Origin of the sequence: Burkholderia sp. AU39826, from assembly GCF_020419965.1 — a bacterium.
Lineage (GTDB): Bacteria > Pseudomonadota > Gammaproteobacteria > Burkholderiales > Burkholderiaceae > Burkholderia > Burkholderia semiarida.
In genome coordinates this window covers 111,766-134,255 of the sequence record NZ_JAIZQG010000019.1, presented here as the reverse complement: position 1 = coordinate 134,255, position 22,490 = coordinate 111,766, and the positions used below count along the sequence as shown (strand labels likewise).

Annotated in this window: 18 protein-coding genes and 1 pseudogene; 12 read left to right on the top strand and 7 right to left on the bottom strand. The window is 68.3% G+C overall.

The genetic code is table 11. From position 1 onward, the window contains the following. The 5 genes and pseudogenes from LGM42_RS26045 to LGM42_RS26025 form a co-directional block, all read right to left on the bottom strand. Positions 1-142 (bottom strand): annotated as a pseudogene (locus LGM42_RS26045) (ferritin-like domain-containing protein); the annotation flags it as partial. A gap of 466 nt (positions 143-608) precedes the next feature. Beyond that, positions 609-1,835 carry a patatin-like phospholipase family protein gene (locus LGM42_RS26040; RefSeq protein WP_059585380.1) on the bottom strand — a complete coding sequence of 409 codons (1,227 nt, stop codon included), beginning with the start codon at positions 1,833-1,835 and terminating at the stop codon, positions 609-611. A gap of 24 nt (positions 1,836-1,859) precedes the next feature. Continuing rightward, the gene (locus LGM42_RS26035; protein ID WP_059585381.1) at positions 1,860-2,606 is read right to left on the bottom strand and encodes a PhaM family polyhydroxyalkanoate granule multifunctional regulatory protein; all 747 of its coding nucleotides are present in this window, start codon (positions 2,604-2,606) and stop codon (positions 1,860-1,862) included. 78 nt (positions 2,607-2,684) lie between these two features. After that, positions 2,685-3,512: an enoyl-CoA hydratase/isomerase family protein gene (locus tag LGM42_RS26030; RefSeq protein WP_060317010.1), complete on the bottom strand. Its 828-nt coding sequence runs from the start codon at positions 3,510-3,512 to the stop codon at positions 2,685-2,687. Between the two features lie 118 nt (positions 3,513-3,630). Further along, complete coding sequence (locus tag LGM42_RS26025; RefSeq protein ID WP_226233684.1) at positions 3,631-4,623, bottom strand: fumarylacetoacetate hydrolase family protein; 993 nt, start codon at positions 4,621-4,623, stop codon at positions 3,631-3,633. 129 nt (positions 4,624-4,752) lie between these two features. Between LGM42_RS26025 and LGM42_RS26020 the strand changes: the two genes are divergently transcribed. The 6 genes from LGM42_RS26020 to LGM42_RS25995 all read left to right on the top strand — a co-directional run bounded on the left by LGM42_RS26020 (position 4,753) and on the right by LGM42_RS25995 (position 12,244). Continuing rightward, complete coding sequence (locus LGM42_RS26020) at positions 4,753-5,619, top strand: IclR family transcriptional regulator (RefSeq protein WP_059585384.1); 867 nt, start codon at positions 4,753-4,755, stop codon at positions 5,617-5,619. A gap of 114 nt (positions 5,620-5,733) precedes the next feature. Continuing rightward, positions 5,734-6,981: a DUF3108 domain-containing protein gene (locus tag LGM42_RS26015; protein WP_226233682.1), complete on the top strand. Its 1,248-nt coding sequence runs from the start codon at positions 5,734-5,736 to the stop codon at positions 6,979-6,981. 247 nt (positions 6,982-7,228) lie between these two features. Beyond that, entirely contained in the window at positions 7,229-7,486 is a 258-nt protein-coding gene (locus tag LGM42_RS26010; RefSeq protein ID WP_006477667.1) for a DUF3567 domain-containing protein, read from the top strand. A gap of 200 nt (positions 7,487-7,686) precedes the next feature. Then, positions 7,687-8,754, top strand: coding sequence for a homocysteine S-methyltransferase family protein (locus LGM42_RS26005; protein ID WP_034189174.1), 1,068 nt, complete (start codon positions 7,687-7,689; stop codon positions 8,752-8,754). Positions 8,755-8,795: 41 nt separating this feature from the next. Then, positions 8,796-11,513, top strand: coding sequence for a methionine synthase (gene metH / locus LGM42_RS26000; RefSeq protein ID WP_059585385.1), 2,718 nt, complete (start codon positions 8,796-8,798; stop codon positions 11,511-11,513). A 242-nt stretch (positions 11,514-11,755) separates the two neighbouring features. After that, positions 11,756-12,244 carry a hypothetical protein gene (locus LGM42_RS25995; protein WP_226233680.1) on the top strand — a complete coding sequence of 163 codons (489 nt, stop codon included), beginning with the start codon at positions 11,756-11,758 and terminating at the stop codon, positions 12,242-12,244. Between the two features lie 314 nt (positions 12,245-12,558). Here the strand turns inward: LGM42_RS25995 and LGM42_RS25990 are convergent, their stop codons facing one another. After that, a complete protein-coding gene (locus LGM42_RS25990; RefSeq protein ID WP_006489103.1) occupies positions 12,559-12,882 on the bottom strand; it encodes a DUF1840 domain-containing protein in 324 nt (107 codons plus the stop codon). A gap of 200 nt (positions 12,883-13,082) precedes the next feature. Here LGM42_RS25990 and argS point away from each other — a divergent pair, with 200 nt between their 5' ends. From argS to LGM42_RS25960, 6 genes are all read left to right on the top strand, one after another. Further along, positions 13,083-14,864, top strand: a complete 1,782-nt coding sequence (gene argS, locus LGM42_RS25985) for an arginine--tRNA ligase (protein ID WP_060317012.1) — start codon at positions 13,083-13,085, stop codon at positions 14,862-14,864. A gap of 120 nt (positions 14,865-14,984) precedes the next feature. Then, positions 14,985-15,881: an SPOR domain-containing protein gene (locus LGM42_RS25980; protein WP_059585388.1), complete on the top strand. Its 897-nt coding sequence runs from the start codon at positions 14,985-14,987 to the stop codon at positions 15,879-15,881. A gap of 70 nt (positions 15,882-15,951) precedes the next feature. Continuing rightward, positions 15,952-16,590 (top strand): thiol:disulfide interchange protein DsbA/DsbL, encoded by a 639-nt coding sequence (locus LGM42_RS25975; protein WP_011694426.1) that lies wholly within the window; start codon positions 15,952-15,954, stop codon positions 16,588-16,590. Between the two features lie 19 nt (positions 16,591-16,609). Then, complete coding sequence (locus LGM42_RS25970) at positions 16,610-17,383, top strand: SDR family oxidoreductase (RefSeq protein WP_059585389.1); 774 nt, start codon at positions 16,610-16,612, stop codon at positions 17,381-17,383. 408 nt (positions 17,384-17,791) lie between these two features. Then, positions 17,792-19,387 carry an ABC transporter substrate-binding protein gene (locus tag LGM42_RS25965; protein ID WP_226233678.1) on the top strand — a complete coding sequence of 532 codons (1,596 nt, stop codon included), beginning with the start codon at positions 17,792-17,794 and terminating at the stop codon, positions 19,385-19,387. Between the two features lie 192 nt (positions 19,388-19,579). After that, a complete protein-coding gene (locus tag LGM42_RS25960; RefSeq protein WP_226233676.1) occupies positions 19,580-21,223 on the top strand; it encodes an ABC-F family ATP-binding cassette domain-containing protein in 1,644 nt (547 codons plus the stop codon). A gap of 16 nt (positions 21,224-21,239) precedes the next feature. On the opposite strand, the gene LGM42_RS25955 is transcribed toward LGM42_RS25960, so the two are convergent. Beyond that, complete coding sequence (locus tag LGM42_RS25955) at positions 21,240-22,319, bottom strand: MBL fold metallo-hydrolase (RefSeq protein WP_060317023.1); 1,080 nt, start codon at positions 22,317-22,319, stop codon at positions 21,240-21,242. Positions 22,320-22,490 lie beyond the last annotated feature (171 nt).

Below are 22,490 nucleotides of genomic sequence, written 5' to 3'. Positions count from 1 at the left end.
TGATCGCGTTCATCTTGATCGTCTTCGCCTGCTCGTCGGTGAGCAGCGAAGCGTCGAACTTGTCCCACGGAATGTCCTTCTCCATGTCCCAGCGGACAGCTTCGAGCGACCTGTAAAGTTCCGGATAAAGCATGGTGTTCATGATGGTCCCACCCCTGTTCTGCGCAATGCGACTTCTCTAAACGTGACTGTTGCCGCGCAAGCGCGCCACGCGCGCTTTTTGCAGCCAAGACTCTAATTTTACGCGGGAAACCGGCCCGCCGGACGCTGATTCCTCGTCCGGCTGCCGGGCGGCCGCGTCGCCGCCGTTGGGCATGCTGCAACCCGCTCCGTTCGGACGGAGCCGGCCGCGCTTGCCTGAGTGGGGGGCCGGCGCTGGCCGGCTCGTTGGCGCGCCCGTCCCCTGCCCCAGGCGGGTTCCCCGAAAGGTCCCGTGCGGATGCCGGATCGGCGGGCTGCTCGATATGGTGTATACGGCGGCGGCCATGATAGCACGCGTGCATGACGCTTCCGAGACGCCGGCCCGGTCGCGCGCCGCCAACCGGGATGCGGCGATCGGTCGCGGCCGGCCGTCGCGAAAACGCAACCTTGCATTGCGCCTGCGCGTGTCAGACCCGTATTTCGTCGGTCGCGAGGCCGTCTTCGGGCGGCGTGCCGGCCGCCGGCGCGCTGCTGCCGTCCGCCTGCGCGATCCAGCCGGCGAGCGTCTCGCGCTGCGCGCGGCCATCGCGGTAGCCGAGCTCGATCAGCTCGCGCGTGAAGGCTTCCTCGAACAGCAGGTAGCTGGCGAACGACGCGCCGGCCGGCTGGCTGCCGCCGATCGCGCCGAGCAGCCCGCGCATCGTCGCCGGCATCTGCTTCAGGTGCTTCGCGGCGATCAGCTCGATGCGCTCGGACGGCGCGATCGCGAGCACGTCGACGTGCCGCCAGCCGCTGTCGATCTCGACCTGGTGCGGCAGATGCTCGATCATCCGGTTGATGTGCTCGATCCGTTCGATGTCCGAGCCGATCGAGTCGAGGAACACGCTCGCGAGCACCTGCTGGCCGATCTGCGCGGGCGTCGGGTAGCCGCGCGCCCGGCCCGCGCCGTTCGCGGCCGGAATCTCGGGCCGGGGGTCGGCGGCGCCCACGACGACGATCCGGTCCGCGCCGAAGTGGATCGCCGGCGACAGCGGCGCGATCTGCCGGATCGAGCCGTCGCCGAAGTACTCGACCTGTCCGTCGAGCACGAGCGGCACGGCGGGAAACACGAACGGAATGGCCGACGACGCGAGCAGGTGCGACGCCGACAGATCGACGAGCCGCGCGGTGCGCTGCGCGCGCCGCCACGCCTGGATCGGCTCGGCGGCCTGGTAGAACGTGAGGTGCCGGCCGCTCGAATAGCTGAGCGCGGTGACCGCGAGCGCGTGCAGCAGGCGCGCCTCGAGCATCTGCTCGATCCGGTGGAAGCTCAGCTCGCGCTGCAGCAGGTGCGCGAGCGGCGTGTTGTCGAGCAGCCCGCGCGGCGAGCGGCGGGCCGCCCAGCCGAACGTCATCGTCGCGAGCCAGCGCGCGCCGGCGCCCGCGATGCCGAGCCAGTCGGTGCGATACACGTAATCGGCGCGCAACGGCTCCCAGAATTCGAGCAGGCGCCGCACGCCATGGGAAAAGTCGTCCGCGTGGCTCGCGATCGACGTCGCGTTGATCGCGCCGGCCGACGAACCGCACACGACCGTGAACGGCACCGTGTGCCGCTGCGGATCGGCCTCGCGCGCGATCTCGGCCAGCGCCTTCAGCACGCCGACCTGGTATGCGGCGCGCGCGCCGCCTCCCATCAGAACGAGCGCGAGTCGCATGATCGACCTGCTACCTGCGCCGCATCACGTCGAGCGCTTCGGCGGACGCGTTTCGGGCGACGAAGCGGCCGCCGCGCGCGCCGCGGCCGAACCGGACGGCTTCGCGGCGCGCTTGGCCGCGGGCTTGCGCGGCGCGGCGGCGGCGGGCTTCGCGACGGGTTCCGGCGCGGCGGCGGGCTCGGGCGACGCGGCGCCCGGCGCCGCCGGCTGCATGCCCGGCTGCGCCATCGCGAGGCTCGCGAGCTGGTTGAATTGCGTCTGCAGCAGGTTCCACCAGCCGGCCGGATCGAACGGCTGCTGCGCGGGGTCGCCTTCCGGCGCATCCGCCGCCGGAGCCGCCGCATCCGGTGCGGGCGCGGCCTCGCCCGCCGAGGTTTTCGCGGCCTGCGCGGCGGCGACCGCCGCGTCCTCGGCCGCCGACATCGAGCTCTGCGCGAACGCGCCGAACGCGCGCAGCGTCGCGAGCGTCGCGCGCTGCACCTCGAGCGCCTGGATCGCAGACTGCAGCATCCCGAGATTGAGCTTCAGCCACTGCTCGACCGCGCGCAGATCGGTGATCCGCTTGTCGAGCTCCTCGACGCTCGTGAGCGGCGACATCATGTCGGACATGCTCGACAGCGACGGCGGCAGCCCGTGCGCGGCGCCCGGAAAGGGCGCCATCCCGCCGAACGGCGACATCCGGATCATGTCCCACATCCGGTCCATCATGTCGGCGGGCTGGAACCCGGCAAAGCCGGCGAAAGGGTTGGCGCCGGAGGCATCGGTCGTCATACGGGCATCCTGGTTGACTGGGGGAGCGAGGCGGCCGTGCGTCGCGCGGCCGCCCATGATTCGATCATAGCGCGCGCGTCAGAACGGCGCGTCGCCGGGAAACGCGGGCGGGCGCCGCTCGCGCAGCGAGCGGATGCCTTCCTGCACGTCGGGCCCCGAAAAGCCCATGAATTCGAGCGCGAGCGACGTATCGAAGGTCGGCCCGGCCGTGCGCAGCCAGTTGTTCAGCGCGTACTTGGTCCAGCGGATCGCTGACTGCGAACCGTGCGCGAGCCGTTCGGCCACGTCGTACGCCTTCGGCAGCAGGTCGGCGGGCTCGACCGCGAGCGAGACCAGCCCGATCCGTTCGGCCTCCTCGCCGCTTACGGGCTCGCACAGCATCAGGTAGTACTTCGCCTTCGCCATCCCGCACAGCAGCGGCCACACGATCGCCGCGTGGTCGCCGGCCGCGACGCCGAGCCGCGTGTGGCCGTCGATGATGCGCGCATCCTTCGCGGCGATCGAGATGTCGGCGAGCAGCCCGGCGACGAGCCCCGCGCCGACGGCCGGGCCATGCATCGCCGACACGATCGGCTTGCCGCAATTGATCACGTTGTAGACGAGGTCGCGCGCCTCGCGCCACACGCGGGCGCGCACGTCGAAATCGTTCGCCATGTCCTCGACGAGCGCGAGATCGCCGCCCGCCGAAAAACCCTTGCCTTCGCCGCGGATCACGGCGACGCGCGTGTCGGGATCGCGGTCGACGTCGCGCCAGATGTCGGCGAGCTCGCGATGCATGCGCGCGTTCGCGGTCGCGAGGCCGCTGCGGTTCGCCCCCTCGCCGCTCATCACGATATCGAGCACGCCATGATCGCGGCGCGTCACCTTCAGTGCTTCGTAACCGCCGTACGCGGCGAGATCGGCCATCTGCTGCTCCTTGTTCGAGGCGCTCGAACGCTTGAATCGAGTGTAGCCAAGCCCGCGCGGTCAAACATCGGGCGAAACCCGGCGCGCGGGCCGAGGCCGGGTGCCGCCGCCGCGTTGCCTATGCCGCGCCGTCGGGCGGGGAAACCGACTGCTCGATCGCGCCGAAGATCGACGTGCCGGCCGCATCGAACATCTCGATGCGCACGGTATCGCCGTAACGCATGAATTCGGTCTGCGGCGCGCCGTGCTCGATCGTCTCGAGGCAGCGCTTCTCGGCGATGCAGCAGTAGCCGCGCTTCGCATCCTTGTTCGATACCGTACCGGAGCCGACGATCGAGCCGGCACGCAGGTTGCGCGTCTTCGCCGCGTGCGCGATCAGCTGGCCGAAGTGGAACACCATGTCGGTACCCGCATCGGGCTGCCCCACCTTCTTGCCGTTCCAGTGGACGATCATCGGGCGGTGCACGCGGCCCTCGCGCCATTCGTCGCCGAGCTCGTCCGGCGTGACGGCGACCGGCGCGAACGCGGTGGCGGGCTTGCTCTGGAAGAAGCCGAAGCCCTTCGCGAGTTCGGCCGGAATCAGGTTGCGCAGCGACACGTCGTTCGCGAGCGTGACGAGCCGCACGGCCTTCAGCGCGGCGTCGGGCGACGCGCTCATCGGCACGTCGCCGGTGATCACCGCGACTTCGGCCTCGAAATCGATGCCCCATTCCTCGGACGGACACACGACGTCGTCGCGCGGCCCCAGGAAATCGTCGCTGCCGCCCTGATACATCAGCGGATCGGTCCAGAACTCGGGCGGCATCTCCGCGCCGCGCGCGCGGCGCACGAGCTCGACGTGGTTCACGTACGCGGAGCCGTCGGCCCACTGGAACGCGCGCGGCAGCGGCGCCATGCAGTTGGCCGGATCGAACGCGAACGCGTTGCGCGCGCGACCGTGGTTCAGTGCGTCGTACAGGTCGCGCAGTTGCGGCGCGTAGAACGCCCAGTCGTCGAGGACGCGCTGCAGCGTCGGCGCGACCGCATCGGCGATCGCCGCGGTGTGCAGGTCGCGCGACACGACGATCAGCTGGCCGTCGCGCGTGCCGTCCTTCAGCGAAGCAAGTTTCATAGGGAGGATCTGCCGTTGTAGTGACGATGGAGGGAATCTATTTTACGATGGTGAATCCATGCGGCGCGCCCCGATCGCGCGCGCCGTTTTCACCCCGTTTCCTGCCGCATTTTCGCGCACCCGTTGCCCATGCCCGCCAGCCCGCTTCCCGACGACGATCTCACCGACTCCGATACCGACGACACCGCGTCCGGCGAGCACGGCGAGAAGGTCCGTTCCGGCATCCAGTCGATCGAGGTCGGCTTCCGCCTGCTCGACGTGCTGACGAGCGAGCCGCGCGCGATGATGCTGCGCGATCTCGCGCAGCGCGCGGGCATGAGCCCGGCGAAGGCGCACCGCTACCTGGTCAGCTTCTCGCGGCTCGGCGTCGTGTCGCAGGATCCCGTCTCGGGCCGCTACGAGCTCGGCGGCTTCGCGCTGCAGATGGGCCTCGCGCGGCTCGCGCGCGTCGACGGCGTGAAGCTCGCGCGGATCGCGCTGACCGAATTCCGCGACCGCCTCGACCAGACGGTCGGCATCGCGGTATGGGGCAACCAGGGGCCGACGATCGTGCACTGGATGGAATCGAGCCATCCGGCGAAGGCGTCGCTGAAGCTCGGCGACGTGATGCCGCTGCTCGGCTCCGCGACGGGCCTGCTGTTCGCCGCGTACCTGCCGCGCAGCAAGACCGCCGCGATGCTCGAGCGCGAACTCGCCGATACGCGCCGCTCGCCGCACCATGGCGGCCCGCGCACGCTCGACGAAGTCGACGCCGTGCTCGCCGACGTGCGCCGGCACGAGGCCGCGCGCGTCGAGGGGATGCTGCTGCCGACGATCCACGCGTTCTGCATGCCGGTGTTCGACGCGGTCGGCGAACTCGCGCTCGCGATCGTCGCGCTCGGCCAGGAAGGCTCGTTCGACATCGCGTGGGGCGGCGAGATCGACACGGCGCTGCGCGCGTGCGCGCGGAAACTGTCTTACGAACTCGGCTATAGTCCCGACGCACGCGACGCCTGACGCCTCCGGCTCACCCCACGTCACGCGTCGCGAACGCGCGGCGCATCCGGCGGTCCGATTCCTGTGGCGCGCGCCGCGCGCCCGACGTCACGCACGCGCCCCGACCCCGTTCCGATGCCCATGCAGCCTGCCGACCTTCGCCCGAGTTACGCCCCTCCCCGCCGCTGGCTGCGCGTGGGCGTCGCGCTCGTCGCCGTGCTGGTGCTGCACGCGCTCGCGGGGTTCTGGCTGATGCGCAACCGCGAATCGTTCACGCCGCCGCCGCCCGCCGACATCCCCGTGCAGATCGAACTGCTGAAACCGCGGCCGATCGAACGCCAGCCTGCGCCGCCAGCGTCGAAGCCGGTCGAACGTCCGGCCGCACCCGCCGCGCCGAAGGCGGCCCCGCCGAAACCCGCGCCGCCGGACGAACCGGTCCTCACGTCGACGCAGACGGCCGAGCACGGCGAACCGCCGGCTGCCGCCGCGTCCGCCGCGAGCGGCGTACCGGGCGCCTCGGGCGCGCACGCCGCACCGGCCGCCGGCGCCAGCGCCGCGACGCCGGGGCCTGCCGCGAGCGGCGTGAAGTTCGCCGCGCCGCCGTCCGGCGACCTGCAGTACGACACGTTCTACAACGGCATGCAGAACATGATCGGCACGATCCGCTGGCGCACCGACGGGCACACCTACGACCTGTCGGTGTCGATGCCCGTGCCGTTCGTCGGCCCGTTCGCCTATCGCAGCGAAGGCCGCATCGATGCATTCGGCGTCGCGCCCGACCGTTACGTCGAGAAGCGGGGCAAGCGGCCGGAGGACATCGCGATCTTCAACCGCGAGATCCGGCAGGTCGTGTTCACGCGCACGCCGAACAACGCGCCGCTGCCCGATGGCGTGCAGGACCGCTTCAGCATGCTGATGCAGTTGTCGGGGCTCGTGCGCGGCAATCCTTCCGCGTACAAGCCGGGCGTCACGCAGCAGTTCTTCGTGATCGACAACAACAGCGGCGAGACCTGGCCGATCACCGTGATCGGCGACGAGCAGGTGCAGACGCAGGCCGGCGTCATCGCCGCGCGGCACTTCATGCGCCTGCCGCGCCGCGACGGCGACACGCGCCGCATCGACATGTGGCTCGCGCCGTCGCTCGGCTGGCTGCCCGCGCGGCTCGTGCAGACCGAGCCGAACGGCGCGCAGATCGAGCTGCTGTGGCACGGCCGCCTCGCCGCACCGGACGTGCCTGCGGATGCAGCACCGCCCGGCGGCGCAACGAGCGCGCCCGACGCCGCGCCGGCGCCCGATGCGCCGGCCGCGCCGCCCGCGCAAGCGGCGCCGTCCACGCCCGCTGCAACCGTGCAACCACCGGCCTCCTCGGTTGTCACACAGTAAAAACATGCACGAATCGGCAATTTCGACCGATTACAGTTTTCCCGGAAATGGCCGATGACACTCTTTAACAACTATTTCAGTCCACCGGCTCACAATGAGAAACGTTTGATAGACATCGGCTTCTAACCGATACACCCCACGCGAACGGGAGGAACGGGGTGTGCAGCGCAAGCCCCTTGAAACCGGCAAGGCTTGCCCCACCTAGGGGACAACAAGGCCAGATGCCACTGCGAAGAGGAGTGCCGCCATGCAAATGATCTACAACAGCCCCAACTACTGCGTCGTCGAATTTGCGCCGCAGGCCGGCCATCACCTGATGAATGCCGGCGGATATGAAATCGTCGACAAGAACGCGCAGCGCGAGATCTTCATCGACGGCGAACTTGCCGAACGGTTCCGCGCGCACGTGAAGCAGTTGATCGAGGATGAACCGTCGCTCGACGAGGTCGACGAATTCCTCGGACAATTCGACAGCCTGATGATGATGCCCGTCGTGCTGCACTGACGACTCGCGGCCCGGCGCGTCACGCGGCCGGGCCATTCGCCGCGCATCGACGCGGCGCCGCGTGCACTCCGATCCTGCCCCCGTCCGGCTCGCCGGCGGGGGCTTTCATTTGGCGGCCGCCCGGCCGGCGCGGCCAGGGCGGCGACCGCTTGACGCACCGGCTACAATGACGGTTTTCCGTCTTCGCCGGTCTTCCGCCCATGTCTGCGACTCCTCTCGCCGCTTCCGTCCCGCTCGACGCGCCCTACACGCGCGGCGCCGCCCTGCCCGCGCTGCTCAAATCGCGCATCCTGATCCTCGACGGCGCGATGGGCACGATGATCCAGCGCTACAAGCTCGACGAGGCCGCGTATCGCGGCGAGCGCTTCAAGGATTTCCCGCGCGACATCAAGGGCAACAACGAGCTGCTGTCGCTCACGCAGCCGCAGATCATCCGCGAGATCCACGACCAGTACTTCGCGGCCGGCGCCGACATCGTCGAAACCAACACGTTCGGCGCGACGACCGTCGCGCAGGCCGACTACGGGATGGAAGATCTCGTCGTCGAGATGAACGTCGAATCGGCGAAGCTCGCACGCGAATCGGCCGCGAAATACGCGACGCCGGACAAGCCTCGCTTCGTCGCGGGCGCGATCGGGCCGACGCCGAAGACGGCCAGCATCTCGCCGGACGTCAACGATCCGGGCGCCCGCAACGTCACGTTCGACGAGCTGCGCACGTCGTACTACCAGCAGGCGAAGGCGCTGCTCGACGGCGGCGTCGACCTGTTCCTCGTCGAGACGATCTTCGACACGCTGAACGCGAAGGCCGCCCTGTTCGCGCTCGACGAGCTGTTCGAGGACACCGGCGAGCGCCTGCCGATCATGATCTCGGGCACCGTCACCGATGCGTCGGGCCGGATCCTGTCGGGCCAGACCGTCGAGGCGTTCTGGAATTCGCTGCGTCACGCGAAGCCGCTCACGTTCGGCCTGAACTGCGCGCTCGGCGCGGCGCTGATGCGTCCGTACATCGCCGAGCTCGCGAAGCTGTGCGACACCTACGTGTCGTGCTACCCGAACGCGGGCCTGCCGAACCCGATGAGCGACACCGGTTTCGACGAAACGCCCGACGTCACGTCGGGCCTGCTGAAGGAATTCGCGCAGGCCGGGCTCGTGAACCTCGCGGGCGGCTGCTGCGGCACGACGCCCGAGCACATCGCCGAGATCGCGAAGGCGCTCGCCGACGTGAAGCCGCGCCGCTGGCCGAACCAGTACAGCGACAACGCCTGACCCGCCTGCCCCACGTCCTTCATCACCAAATTCGCACCGCCATGACCGATCACATGATGCGCCTTGCCGGCCTCGAGCCGTTCAACGTCACGCCCGGGACGCTCTTCATCAACGTCGGCGAACGCACCAACGTCACCGGCTCGAAGGCGTTCGCACGGATGATCCTCAACGGCCAGTTCGACGAGGCGCTCGCCGTCGCGCGCCAGCAGGTCGAGAACGGCGCGCAGGTGATCGACGTCAACATGGACGAGGCGATGCTCGACTCGAAGGCGGCGATGGTGCGCTTCCTGAACCTGATCGCATCCGAGCCGGACATCGCGCGCGTGCCGATCATGATCGACTCGTCGAAGTGGGACGTGATCGAAGCCGGCCTCAAGTGCGTGCAGGGCAAGGCGATCGTGAACTCGATCTCGCTGAAGGAAGGCGAGGACGCGTTCCGCCACCACGCGAACCTGATCCGCCGCTACGGCGCGGCCGCGGTCGTGATGGCGTTCGACGAAACCGGCCAGGCCGATACGTACGAGCGCAAGACCGAGATCTGCAAGCGCTCGTACGACTTCCTCGTGAACGAAGTCGGCTTCCCGCCGGAGGACATCATCTTCGACCCGAACATCTTCGCGGTCGCGACGGGCATCGAGGAGCACAACAACTACGCGGTCGACTTCATCGAGGCGACGCGCTGGATCAAGCAGAACCTGCCGTACGCGAAGGTGAGCGGCGGCGTGTCGAACGTGTCGTTCTCGTTCCGCGGCAACGACCCGGTGCGCGAGGCGATCCACACCGTGTTCCTGTATCACGCGATCCAGGCCGGGATGGACATGGGCATCGTGAACGCGGGCCAGCTCGGCGTGTACGCCGATCTCGACGCGGAGCTGCGCGAACGCGTCGAGGACGTGATCCTGAACCGCCGTGCGGATTCCACCGATCGCCTGCTCGAGATCGCCGACAAGTTCAAGACCGGCGCCGCGAAGAAGGAGGAGAACCTCGAATGGCGCAACCAGCCGGTCGAGAAGCGCCTCGCGCACGCGCTCGTGCACGGCATCACGACCTTCATCGTCGAGGATACCGAAGAAGCGCGCGCGAAGATCGCCGCGGCCGGCGGCCGTCCGATCAACGTGATCGAAGGGCCGCTGATGGACGGGATGAACGTCGTCGGCGACCTGTTCGGCCAGGGCAAGATGTTCCTGCCGCAGGTGGTGAAATCGGCGCGCGTGATGAAGCAGGCGGTCGCGCACCTGATCCCGTTCATCGAGGAAGAAAAGCGCCTGCTCGCGGAAGCGGGCGGCGACGTGCGCGCGAAGGGCAAGATCGTGATCGCGACCGTGAAGGGCGACGTGCACGACATCGGCAAGAACATCGTGTCGGTCGTGCTCCAGTGCAACAACTTCGAAGTGGTCAACATGGGCGTGATGGTCCCGTGCAACGAGATCCTCGCGAAGGCGAAGGTCGAAGGCGCGGACATCATCGGGCTGTCTGGCCTCATCACGCCGAGCCTCGAGGAAATGGCGTACGTCGCGTCCGAAATGCAGCGCGACGACTACTTCCGCGTGAAGAAGATTCCGCTGCTGATCGGCGGCGCGACGACGTCGCGCGTGCACACGGCCGTGAAGATCGCGCCGCACTACGAAGGCCCGGTCGTCTACGTGCCCGATGCGTCGCGCTCGGTGTCGGTCGCGTCGAACCTGCTGTCCGACGAAGGCGCGGCGAAGTATCTCGACGAGCTGAAGTCCGACTACGAACGCATTCGCGACCAGCACGCGAACCGCAAGGCGCAGCCGATGGTCACGCTCGCCGAGGCGCGCGCGAACAAGACCAAGGTGGACTGGGCCGGCTACCAGCCGGTGAAGCCGAAGTTCATCGGCCGCCGCGTGTTCAGGAACTACGACCTGAACGAGCTCGCGAACTACATCGACTGGGGCCCGTTCTTCCAGACCTGGGATCTCGCCGGCCCGTACCCGGCGATCCTGAATGACGAGATCGTCGGCGAATCGGCGCGGCGCGTGTTCTCCGACGCGAAGTCGATGCTCGCGCGCCTGATCCAGGGGCGCTGGCTGACCGCGAACGGCGTGATCGCGCTGCTGCCGGCGAACACCGTCAACGACGACGACATCGAGATCTACAGCGACGAGTCGCGCTCCGAGGTGCTGCTCACGTGGCGCAACCTGCGCCAGCAGAGCGTGCGCCCGGTGGTCGACGGCGTGATGCGGCCGAACCGCTCGCTCGCCGACTTCATCGCGCCGAAGGAGTCGGGCGTCGCCGACTACATCGGGATGTTCGCGGTGACGGCCGGCCTCGGCGTCGACGTGAAGGAAAAGCAGTTCGAAGCCGATCACGACGACTACAGCGCGATCATGCTGAAGGCGCTCGCCGACCGCTTCGCGGAAGCGTTCGCCGAGGCGATGCACGCGCGCGTGCGACGCGAGCTGTGGGGCTATGCGAGCGGCGAGACGCTCGACAACGACGCGCTGATCGCCGAGAAGTACGCGGGCATCCGCCCGGCGCCCGGCTACCCGGCCTGCCCCGACCACCTCGTGAAGCGCGACATGTTCGACGTGCTGCACGCGGACGAGATCGGCATGAGCGTGACCGACTCGCTGGCGATGCTGCCGGCGGCGAGCGTGTCGGGCTTCTACCTCGCGCATCCGGACAGCCGTTACTTCTCGGTCGGTAAAATCGGGCAGGATCAGCTCGAGGACTATGCACGGCGCATGGCGCTGTCGCTCGACGACGCACGCCGCGCGCTCGCGCCGCAGTTGTAATCGAGCCGCGGCGCGCAGCCGCGACTTACCGTCACGCGCCCCGATCTCGGGGCGCGTTGTCTACCCCACCACTTATTCAGGACAACTAATCTCAATATTCGTCGATCAACGCTGCAATCTCTCGACCCGACACTCCCCCAGCCATACCTTCCTTCGAGATCAGGATCACCGAAACACCGCTCGACGCCGCCACCCCGTTCCCGCCGACCCGCTATCGCGGCGAAAGCTGGGACCTGAGCCACTTGCGCCCGTTGACGTTCACCTGCGATCTGGAAACCGGCTTCGACGTGACGGTTCTGGTCCTGTTCTCCTGTCACTGCTTCACACGCAGCCTCAAATGGGACGGGCGGACCCGCGACACCATTCCAGACGACGAGATCTACGACGACGGCCGCGAGACACGTGTGCTCTGCGCGGACCGGTATCGCGCGTCACGGCAGCTGTTGCGCGGCGTGATCGTCGGGCTGGCGACGCGGCGGATCGTTGTCGCGGATGAACGGCAGCCCAATTTCGTGACGGTGGAAGAGGTCGCGTCAGACGGCACGCAGCGCGTGTATGCCGTGTTCTTCGAGGTGGCGAAGGACCGGATCAGGAAACGCCGGCTCATCCTGCGCGTGCAGTCGGCCTACGTGGTGGAGGGCGGACTCACCCGACGCCAGCGGGAAGCCCGGAAAGTCGCGTTGCGCACGTTGCTGCGCGCGAGCCTGGAAGGCCGCAAGATCCGGGCGTAGAAAAACCAACGGCCGCCTTTCGGCAGCCGTCGCATGCGGGATTCTCTTTCCGTCTTTCGACGAAATACCCACTCCAGGTGGGACCCGGTTGCCCGGGCGGCGCTATGTTTTCGCACCCGCTTTCACATAGTCTTGCACTGAATTATAAGGAATTTCACCTATCGATCAAGGCAGGCCCGCACTGCCGCCCCATTTCGTCGCGCCCGCCTTCTGCCCCGTCGCCATTTCATCAGACAAAATAAAAAGCCCGCTCGAAAGCGGGCTTTTTCCTGTCTGGCCGACCGTTCGATCCGCCCGGCAAGGAAGAAGGAAGCTCAGAAGCCCCAGTGCACGTCGGCTTGGCCAGCCTTCGCTTCGCGCAGCATCGTCAGGAACGGCGCGACGCGCTGCGCCAGGCTCGGCGGCACTTCGTGGTGCGCGTGGTCGGCTTCGTCCTCGTGGAAATGGCCGGCGTGCTCGGCGCGCTCCTGCTTCGCCTGCGCGACCGCGCCTTCCAGCTTGGCGATCGCGTGGTCCAGTTCGTCGTGCGTAATGACACCGCGCTCGCCCAGCTGCTTGCCGACGAGACCCAGCACATACACGGCGAAATCCTTCAGCACGTCGAGATCCTGTGCCGCCTTGCTCTTGAACGTAATCATGACAATTCCCTTTTCATCTTGTTGTGCCTGCGCGGCGAGGTTGGGGAACGCCGGCAGACCGGCGTCCGGCCTCGCGGACGCGGGCCGCCTGAGCGGCATATTAGCACCTGTTAAAATTCTGCGATCCCTGAAACGCGCGCTTAAAAAGCGCGCCGGCGGGCCGGCGTTTCCGGCCCCCACCAACGAAGCCTTCTACCAGCATGCTGCCAGCACACAAACAGACCCTCGAAGCCCTGCTCGCGGATAGCGTCAAGCAGGTCGCACACGCGCTGAAAGGCGCCGACGCAGCATTCGTCGCCCCGACCATCACGCTGGAGCGCCCGAAGGTCGCCGCGCACGGCGACGTCGCGTGCAACGTCGCGATGCAGCTCGCGAAGCCGCTCGGCACGAACCCGCGCCAGCTCGCCGAGCAAATCGTCGCCGCGCTCACCGCGCAGCCGGCCGCGCAAGGCCTCGTCGAAGCCGCCGAGATCGCCGGCCCCGGCTTCATCAACCTGCGCCTGTCGGCCGCCGCGAAGCAGGCGGTGATCGCCGCCGTGTTCGAGCAGGGCCGCGCATTCGGCACGTCGGATCGCGAGAAAGGCAAGCAGGTGCTGCTCGAATTCGTGTCGGCCAATCCGACTGGCCCGCTGCACGTCGGCCACGGCCGCCAGGCCGCGCTCGGCGACGTGCTTGCGAACGTGATCGCGAGCCAGGGCTACGCGGTGCACCGCGAGTTCTACTACAACGACGCGGGCGTGCAGATCGGCAACCTCGCGATCTCGACGCAGGCGCGCGCCCGCGGCCTGAAGCCGGGCGACGCGGGCTGGCCGGAAGCCGCGTACAACGGCGAGTACATCGCCGACATCGCGCGCGACTACCTGAACGGCGAAACGGTCGCCGCATCGGACGGCGAGCCGGTCAAGGGCGCGGGCGACGTCGAGGATCTCGACGCGATCCGCAAGTTCGCGGTCACGTACCTGCGTCGCGAGCAGGACATGGACCTGCAGGCGTTCGGCGTGAAGTTCGACCAGTACTACCTCGAGTCGTCGCTGTACAGCGAGGGCCGCGTCGAGAAGACGGTCGACGCGCTGGTCAAGGCCGGCATGACCTACGAGCAGGACGGCGCGCTGTGGCTACGCACGACCGACGAAGGCGACGACAAGGATCGCGTGATGCGCAAGTCGGACGGCACGTACACGTACTTCGTGCCGGACGTCGCATACCACGTGACGAAGTGGGAGCGCGGCTTCACGAAGGTGATCAACATCCAGGGTTCGGACCACCACGGCACGATCGCGCGCGTGCGCGCCGGCCTGCAGGGCCTGCACATCGGGATCCCGAAGGGCTATCCCGACTACGTGCTGCACAAGATGGTCACCGTGATGCGCGACGGCCAGGAAGTGAAGATCTCGAAGCGCGCGGGCAGCTACGTGACGGTGCGCGACCTGATCGAATGGTCGGGCGGCGCGGCGGCGGGCCAGGAAGCAGCCCCCGACCTGATCGACGAAGCGACCATCACGCGCGGCCGCGACGCGGTGCGCTTCTTCCTGATCTCGCGCAAGGCCGATACCGAGTTCGTGTTCGACATCGATCTCGCACTGAAACAGAACGACGAAAACCCGGTCTATTACGTCCAGTACGCGCATGCGCGGATCTGCTCGGTGCTCAACGAACTGAAGTCGCGCTACAACGTGGACGTCGCGCAACTGCCGGGCGCCGACCTGTCGCAGTTGACGAGCGCGCAGGCGGCATCGCTGATGCAGAAGCTGGCCGAGTATCCGGACATGCTCACGCACGCGGCGAACGAGCTGGCGCCGCACGCGGTCGCGTTCTACCTGCGCGATCTCGCTGGCGAATTCCACTCGTTCTACAATGCGGAGCGCGTGCTGGTCGACGACGAAGCGCCGCGCAATGCGCGCGCCGCGCTGCTCGCCGCGACCCGTCAGGTGCTCGAGAACGGCCTGACGGTGCTCGGCGTGTCCGCCCCCGCCAAGATGTAAGGATGTCCGCGCGGCCCGAACCGGGCCGCGAATGGCTGCGGCAACGCCCGCCGTCGGATTGCCCACCGCCGGGCGCCCGTCGCAGCCCTCTCACGATTCTTTTTGCAGGTGACTCAAGCAATGGCACAACCACGCCGAACTTCGAAGCAATCGAAACAAGCCGGAGGGACATTTCTTGGAATCGTACTGGGCCTGATCGTCGGCCTCGCGATCGCCGTGGTGGTGGCGCTCTACATCACGCGTTCGCCGTCGCCGTTCGTGTCGAAGGTCGCGCCGCCGCAGGCCGACAATGGCGCGAGCCAGCCGCAGCAGTTCGACCCGAACCGCGCGCTGCAGGGCAAGACGCCCGGCCAGCCGGTGCCGCAGGCCGCGCAATCCGCACCGCCGAACACCGCGCCCGGCCAGGCCGCGAACCAGACTCAGGGCGGCGGCCTGCTGCCCGAGCCGCAGATCGTCGAAGTGCCGCCGTCGGGCAACGCGAACGGCGCCACCGGCTCGAGCAACGCCACCGCGTCGAACAATCCGTCGTCGGGCAACGGCGTCGCCGTCGCACCGAAGCCGGCCGACACCACGCCGCCGCCGAAGAAGACGCAACAGGCGCAGCAACAGCAGCAAGGCGGCGAGGACGACCTCGCGCGCTTCGCCGCGCAGAAGCAGGCGCAGCAGGCCGCCGCGCAAAAGCAGCAGCAACAGCAGCAGGCCGCGAACACGCCGAAGCCGACGTCATCGGCCGCCGCCGCCGCGGCAGCGGCGAAGCCGCCGACCGCGAACGACGCGAACACCGGCTACTTCCTGCAGGTCGGCGCGTACAAGACGGAAGGCGATGCCGAACAGCAGCGTGCGCGCCTCGGCTTCCAGGGCTTCGAGTCGAAGGTGTCGAAGCGCGACGTCAGCGGCGTGACCTATTTCCGCGTGCGCGTCGGCCCGTTCTCGAAGTTCGAGGATATGAACTCGGCCCGTCAGCGCCTGTCCGATGCAGGTGTCGACACGGCGGTGATCCGCTTCACGAAGCAGTAAGCCACCCGGCCGCGCCCACGCAGAACCCGTTACGTTCCGTAACCCGAGCAACCGATTCGACGTTCACAACATGAAAAAACTGCTTAGCACGCTCCTTCTGTCCCTGGGCCTGGCCGCCGGCCTCGCCCAGGCTTCGCCCGCCGCGCCGGCCGCCGGCAAGGACTTCGAGGTGATGAAGTCGCCGCAGCCGGTGTCGGCGCCGGCCGGCAAGGTCGAGGTGATCGAGTTCTTCTGGTACGGCTGCCCGCACTGCTACGAATTCGAGCCGACGATCGAGGCCTGGGTGAAGAAGCAGGGCAACAACATCGACTTCAAGCGCGTGCCGGTCGCCTTCCGTGACGATTTCCTCCCGCACTCGAAGCTGTTCTACGCGGTGTCCGCGCTCGGCATTTCCGAGAAGGTCACGCCGGCGATCTTCAACGCGATCCACAAGCAGAAGAACTACCTGCTGACGCCGCAGGCGCAGGCCGACTTCCTGGCCACGCAGGGCGTCGACAAGAAGAAGTTCATGGACGCGTACAACTCGTTCAGCGTGCAGGGCGAGGTGAACCAGTCGGCCAAGCTGCTGAAGGACTACGCGATCGACGGCGTGCCGACGGTCGTCGTCCAGGGCAAGTACAAGACGGGCCCCGCTTACACGAACAGCATCCCGGGTACCGCCCAGGTGCTCGACTTCCTCGTGAAGCAGGTTCAGGACAAGAAGCTCTGATCCCCGCCCGCGCGCCGGCATGACTACTCCGCTGAAGGTCTTCATCACCGGCGCGTCGAGCGGCCTCGGCCTCGCGATGGCCGAGGAATACGCCCGCCAGGGCGCCACGCTCGCGCTCGTCGCGCGCCGCACCGATGCACTCGATGCGTTCGCGCGGCGGTTCCCCAAGCTGTCCATCTCCGTCTATTCCGCCGACGTGCGCGACGCCGATGCGCTGGCCACCGCCGCCGCGTCGTTCATCGCCGCGCACGGCTGCCCCGACGTCGTGATCGCGAACGCGGGCATCAGCCAGGGCGCCGTCACGGGCCAGGGCGACCTCGCGACGTTCCGCGACGTGATGGACATCAACTACTACGGGATGGTCGCGACGTTCGAGCCGTTCGTCGGCCCGATGACGGCCGCGCGCCACGGCACGCTGGTCGGCGTCGCGAGCGTCGCCGGCGTGCGCGGGCTGCCCGGCTCCGGCGCGTACAGCGCGTCGAAATCGGCCGCGATCAAGTATCTCGAATCGCTGCGCGTCGAGTTGCGCCCGGCCGGCGTCGGCGTCGTGACGATCGCGCCCGGCTACATTCGCACGCCGATGACCGCGCACAACCCGTACCGGATGCCGTTCCTGATGGACGCCGACCGCTTCGCCGCGCGCGCGGCGCGGGCGATCGCCCGGCAGCACGCGTTCCGCGTGATTCCGTGGCAGATGGGCGTCGTCGCGAAGGTGCTGCACGTGCTGCCGCGCTGGCTGTACGACCGCCTGTTCGAGAAGGCGCCGCGCAAGCCGAAGGCCGGCGCGCACTGAGTGCGCCGTGGATCCGGCGAGCGCCTCGCCGGGTCGCTGTCGGGCCTTGGCCCGATCTGCCTCGCCATACCGCGCGAATCCGCGCCCGTCTCTACCTTCGTGTCGCGCCACATACCGCGCACCGCTGCCGCGATCCTGTCCGTTCCGTCGCTCGCGCCGCGCATTCGCAGCCGCCCGCCTCGCCCCTCGCCTTCCGCGCCGCGCTCGCCCTCCCCGCACGGCCGCATCAACACCCGTTCCGTCGCCATCGCAGCCGTTTTTCGGTCAATTCGTCGCGTTCCGGCGCCTTTTTCCACGCGTCGCACGCTTTGACGGTATCCTATTCGCCAGCCGCGCCGGCCCTGCCCGCTGCCGGGCCGCGCCCGCCTCCGTCATCCAGCGAAAAACACAAGCCACGTGGGAGATCCTATGCACGTCAAGCTATTCGCCGCGGCCGCCGTGGCCGCGGCCCTTGCCGCTCCCGGCCTCGCCGCCGCCAAGCCGCTCACCGTCTGCACGGAATCGAGCCCGGACGGCTTCGACGTCGTGCAGTACAACTCGCTCGTCACGACCAACGCGTCGGCCGATGTGATCTTCAACACGCTCGTGTCCTACGACGAAGCCGCGAAGAAGGTCGTGCCCGCGCTCGCGGACAAATGGGAAGCGAGCGCCGACGGCCTCACGTACACGTTCCACCTGCGCCCGAACGTCGCGTTCCAGACCACCGACTACTTCAAGCCGGGCCGCCCGCTCAATGCGGACGACGTCGTGTTCACGTTCACGCGGATGCTCGACGATGCGAATCCGTGGCACAAGGTGGCCGGCGCGAGCGGCTTCCCGCACGCGCAGTCGATGGGCCTCGTGAAGCTCGTGAAGTCGGTCACGAAGGTCGACGACAGCACGGTGAAGTTCGTGCTGAACGAGCCGAACGCGACGTTCGTGCCGATCCTGACGATGGGCTTCGCGTCGATCTACTCGGCCGAGTACGCGGACCAGTTGCTCAAGGCCGGCAAGCAGGCCGACCTGAACGCGAAGCCGGTCGGCACCGGCCCGTTCGTGCTGAAGAGCTATACGAAGGACGCACTGATCCGCTACGACGTGAACCCGACCTACTGGGGCGCGAAGCCGAAGGTCGATCGATTGATCTACGCGATCACGCCCGATGCATCGGTGCGCATGCAGAAGGTGAAGGCCGGCGAATGCCAGATCGCGCTGTCGCCGAAGCCGCAGGACGTGCTCGCCGCGAAGGGCGACAGCGCGCTGAAGGTCGTGCAGACGCCCGCGTTCATGACCGCGTTCGTCGCGCTGAACACGCAGAAGAAGCCGCTCGACAACGACAAGGTGCGCGAGGCGCTGAATCTCGCGTTCGACCGCGCGACCTACCTGAAGGTTGTATTCGACAACACCGCGACGGCCGCGAACAATCCGTATCCGCCGAACACGTGGAGCTACGCGAAGGACATCGCGCCGTATGCGTACGATCCCGCGAAGGCGAAGCAGTTGCTCGCGCAGGCCGGCTTCCCGAACGGCTTCTCGACGACGATCTGGACGCGCCCGACCGGCAGCGTGCTGAACCCGAACCCGAAAGCCGGCGCCGAGCTGCTGCAAGCCGACCTCGCGAAGATCGGCGTGAAAGCGGAAGTGAAAGTGATCGAATGGGGCGAACTGATCAAGCAGGCGAAGCTCGGCCAGCATGACATCCTGTTCATGGGCTGGGCCGGCGACAACGGCGATCCGGACAACTACCTGTCGCCGCTGTTCAGCTGCAACGCGGTGAAGTCGGGCATCAACTTCGCGCGCTTCTGCGATGCGCAGCTCGACAAGCTGATCGCCGACGGCAAGGCGACCGCCGACCAGGCCAAGCGCGCGAAGCTGTACGAAAGCGCGCAGAAGATCATCCACGACCAGGCGCTGTGGATTCCGCTCGGCTACCCGACCGCGGCCGCGCTGACGCGCACGAACGTGAGCGGCTATCACGTGAGTCCGTTCGGACGGCAGAACTTCGCGACGGTCGCGGTGCAGTAACCTCGCGTGGCGCGCAAGCGACGGCGCACATGCCGCTCGCTTGCGGCCCGCGCGCCGCGCTTGCTACACTGCGCGCTCATTCCTCATACCGGACGCCAGCCAAAGTGAACAACTAAGCCTTCCCGAAATGTTTTCGCCGCCCGTGCCACGCACGCCGCGCGCGAAAGTCTTCACGCATTTTTGGAGGTGCTTATGGCTGCAGCCACGCCCACCGGCGCGCTCGTCGCGCTTCATCACGTTTCCTTCCGCTTCGACGACGGCGTCACGCTGTTCGATTCGCTCGAACTGACCATCGATCGCACGCCGACCGGCATCGTCGGCCGCAACGGCGTCGGCAAAAGCGTGCTCGCGCAACTGATCGCGGGCCGCCGCGCGCCGAGTGCGGGGACGGTCGAGCGACATGCGCAGGTCGTCTACGTCGCGCAGCAGCACGACCACGACGCCACGGCCGCCCCGCGATCCGTCGCGCAGATCGCCGCGCTCGATGCGCCGCTCGGCGCGCTCGCGCGTCTCGCGGACGGCCGCGCGGCGCCGCACGACTTCGACCTGATCGGCGATCGCTGGGATCTCGCGGAGCGGCTGCGCGCGGCGCTCGACGCGGCCGGCCTGCACGATGTCCGCGCCGACACGCCCGCGCACACGTTGAGCGGCGGCCAGCTCGCGCGCGTCGCGTTGATCGGCGCGCTGCTGTCCGGCGCCGGCCTGCTCGTGCTCGACGAACCGACCAATCATCTCGACGCACCGGGCCGCGCGTGGCTGCGCACGGCGCTCGACGGCTGGCGCGGCGGCGTGGTCATCGTGAGCCACGACCGTGCGCTGCTCGCCGGCGTGCAGCGCATCGTCGAGCTGACGCCGCACGGCGCGCGCTCGTACGGCGGCAACTACGCGCTCTACCGTGCGCAGCGCGACGCGCAACAGGAAGCCGCGCACGCGGCGCTCGACCATGTGCGCACCGAGCGCGAGCGCGTGCGGCGCAGGCTCGAACAGGAACACGACACGATCCAGCGCCATGCGGCCGCGTCGCTGCGCGACGCGAAGGCGGCCAACCTGTCGTCGATGGCGCGCCAGCGCCGCAAGGGCGCCGCGCGCGCCATCATGGGGACGGTCCGGCGTCATCAGAGCGACTTCAAGGCGACGCTCGACGAACGCGTGCAGGAAGCGGCCGCGCGCGTCGAGGCCGATGCGCCCGTGCTCGTGTCGCTGCCGGGCACCGAGGTTAGCGCGCGCCGCCAGCTGTTCACGCTCGAACGCGCGCAACTGCCGTGGCGCGTCGCGGGCGACGCCGACACGATCACATGGTCGGCGAGCGGCGCCGTGCGCATCGCACTGACAGGCCCGAACGGCTGCGGGAAATCGACGTTGCTGCGGATGCTCGCGGGCGAACTCGCACCGCGTTCAGGTACATGCACGACGCACGTGAGCGCTGCGTATCTCGACCAGCGACTCGCACTGCTCGACCCGGAGCGCTCGATCATCGAGCAGTTGGGAGTGCTCGACACGCCGCTCACCGAGGGCGACCTGCGCAGCCGCCTCGCGCTGCTGCAACTCGACGCGGCGCGCGTGACGCAGCCGGCACGGCAACTGAGCGGCGGCGAGCGGCTGAAGGCCGCGCTCGCCTGCGCGTTGTGGCGCGGCACGCCCGCGCAACTGCTGCTGCTCGACGAGCCGACCAATCACCTCGATCTCGAATCGGTGCGCGCGATCGAAGCCGCGCTGGCGGGTTTCCCGGGCGCGCTCGTGGTCGCGTCGCACGACGCCGCGTTTCTCGCGGCGCTCGAACCGACGCACACGATGCAGTGGCATCCCGACGGATGGCGTTACGAACCCGTCGCGTAACGATGACGAAGCGCGCTCAGCTGGCGGCGCGGAACCGCAGCACGCCATCGTCACCCTGCTCGCGCACGAGTTCGCCCGCGAGCCACAGCAGGTTCAGGTGCGCGAGCGCCTCGCCGAGCGCGAACGTCATCTGGTGGATGTCGAGCTCCCGGCGGCGGAACATGATCGGCACGATGTCGGCCGCGCTCATCGGCTTTTCCGCGCACGCGACGCGCACTTCGGCCAGGCGCGCATCGTGGTGTTCGCGCAGTTGCGCGATGCGCGTGCGCACGCCGCGGAACGGCTTGCCGTGCGACGGCAGCACGAGCGTGTCGGGCGACATCGTCTCGTAGCGGCCCAGCGATTCCAGGTACAGCGCGAGCGGGTTCGCTTCGGGCTCGAGGTCGAACACCGACACGTTCGTCGAAATGCGCGGCAGCACCATGTCGCCGGAAATCAGCACGCCGTCGGCTTCGCTGTGAAGCGCGCAATGTTCAGGCGAATGGCCGTAGCCGGTGACGATGCGCCACGTGCGCGCGCCGATCGTCACCGCGTCGCCTTCGCGCAGGCGCCGGTAACGCGGCGGCACGGCCGGCACCAGATCCGAGTAGTAGCTGCGGCGGTTGCGCAGCTTGTCGAGCGCGGCCGGATCGGTCAGGCCGTGGCGCGCGAAGTGATCGGCGGCGGCCGCGCCGCCCGCGTTCGACCCGTTGCCGGCCGCCATCAGGCAACCGAACAGGTATTCGCCGAGCGTCATCCACAGCCGCACGTTCCAGCGGCCCTTGTCGCCGCCTTCGCACAGCCAGTTCGCGAGGCCGAAGTGATCGGGGTGGCAATGCGTGACGAGCACGCGCAGCACGGGCAGGCCGTCGAGCTGCGTGTCGAAGATCTGCTCCCAGTGCGTGCGGATCGCGTCCGACGCGATCCCGCAATCGACGACCGTCCAGCCGGCCTGCCCGTCGATCTCGTCGCGCAGCAGCCAGAGATTGATGTGATCGAGCGAGAACGGCAGCGGCATGCGCAGCCAGCGCACGCCGGGCGCGACCTCGAACGTGTCGCCCGCGGCGGGCAACGTATCGGCGAAGGGGTAGTCGAGTTGGTGTTCCAGGGCATTCATCGGTGGGGCGTCTCGTCGTTATCGCTGCGAAGGCGCGCCGGCGGCAGGGCGCGGCGGGCGCTGCGTCGATTCTATCGCCGTCGCGCGAAACACGTGCCCGGCCCCCGCCGGCGCGCCAAAAAAAGTTCGTGTCAGAATCGGTTCCGTACCCGTATCTTTACGCGAAGATGC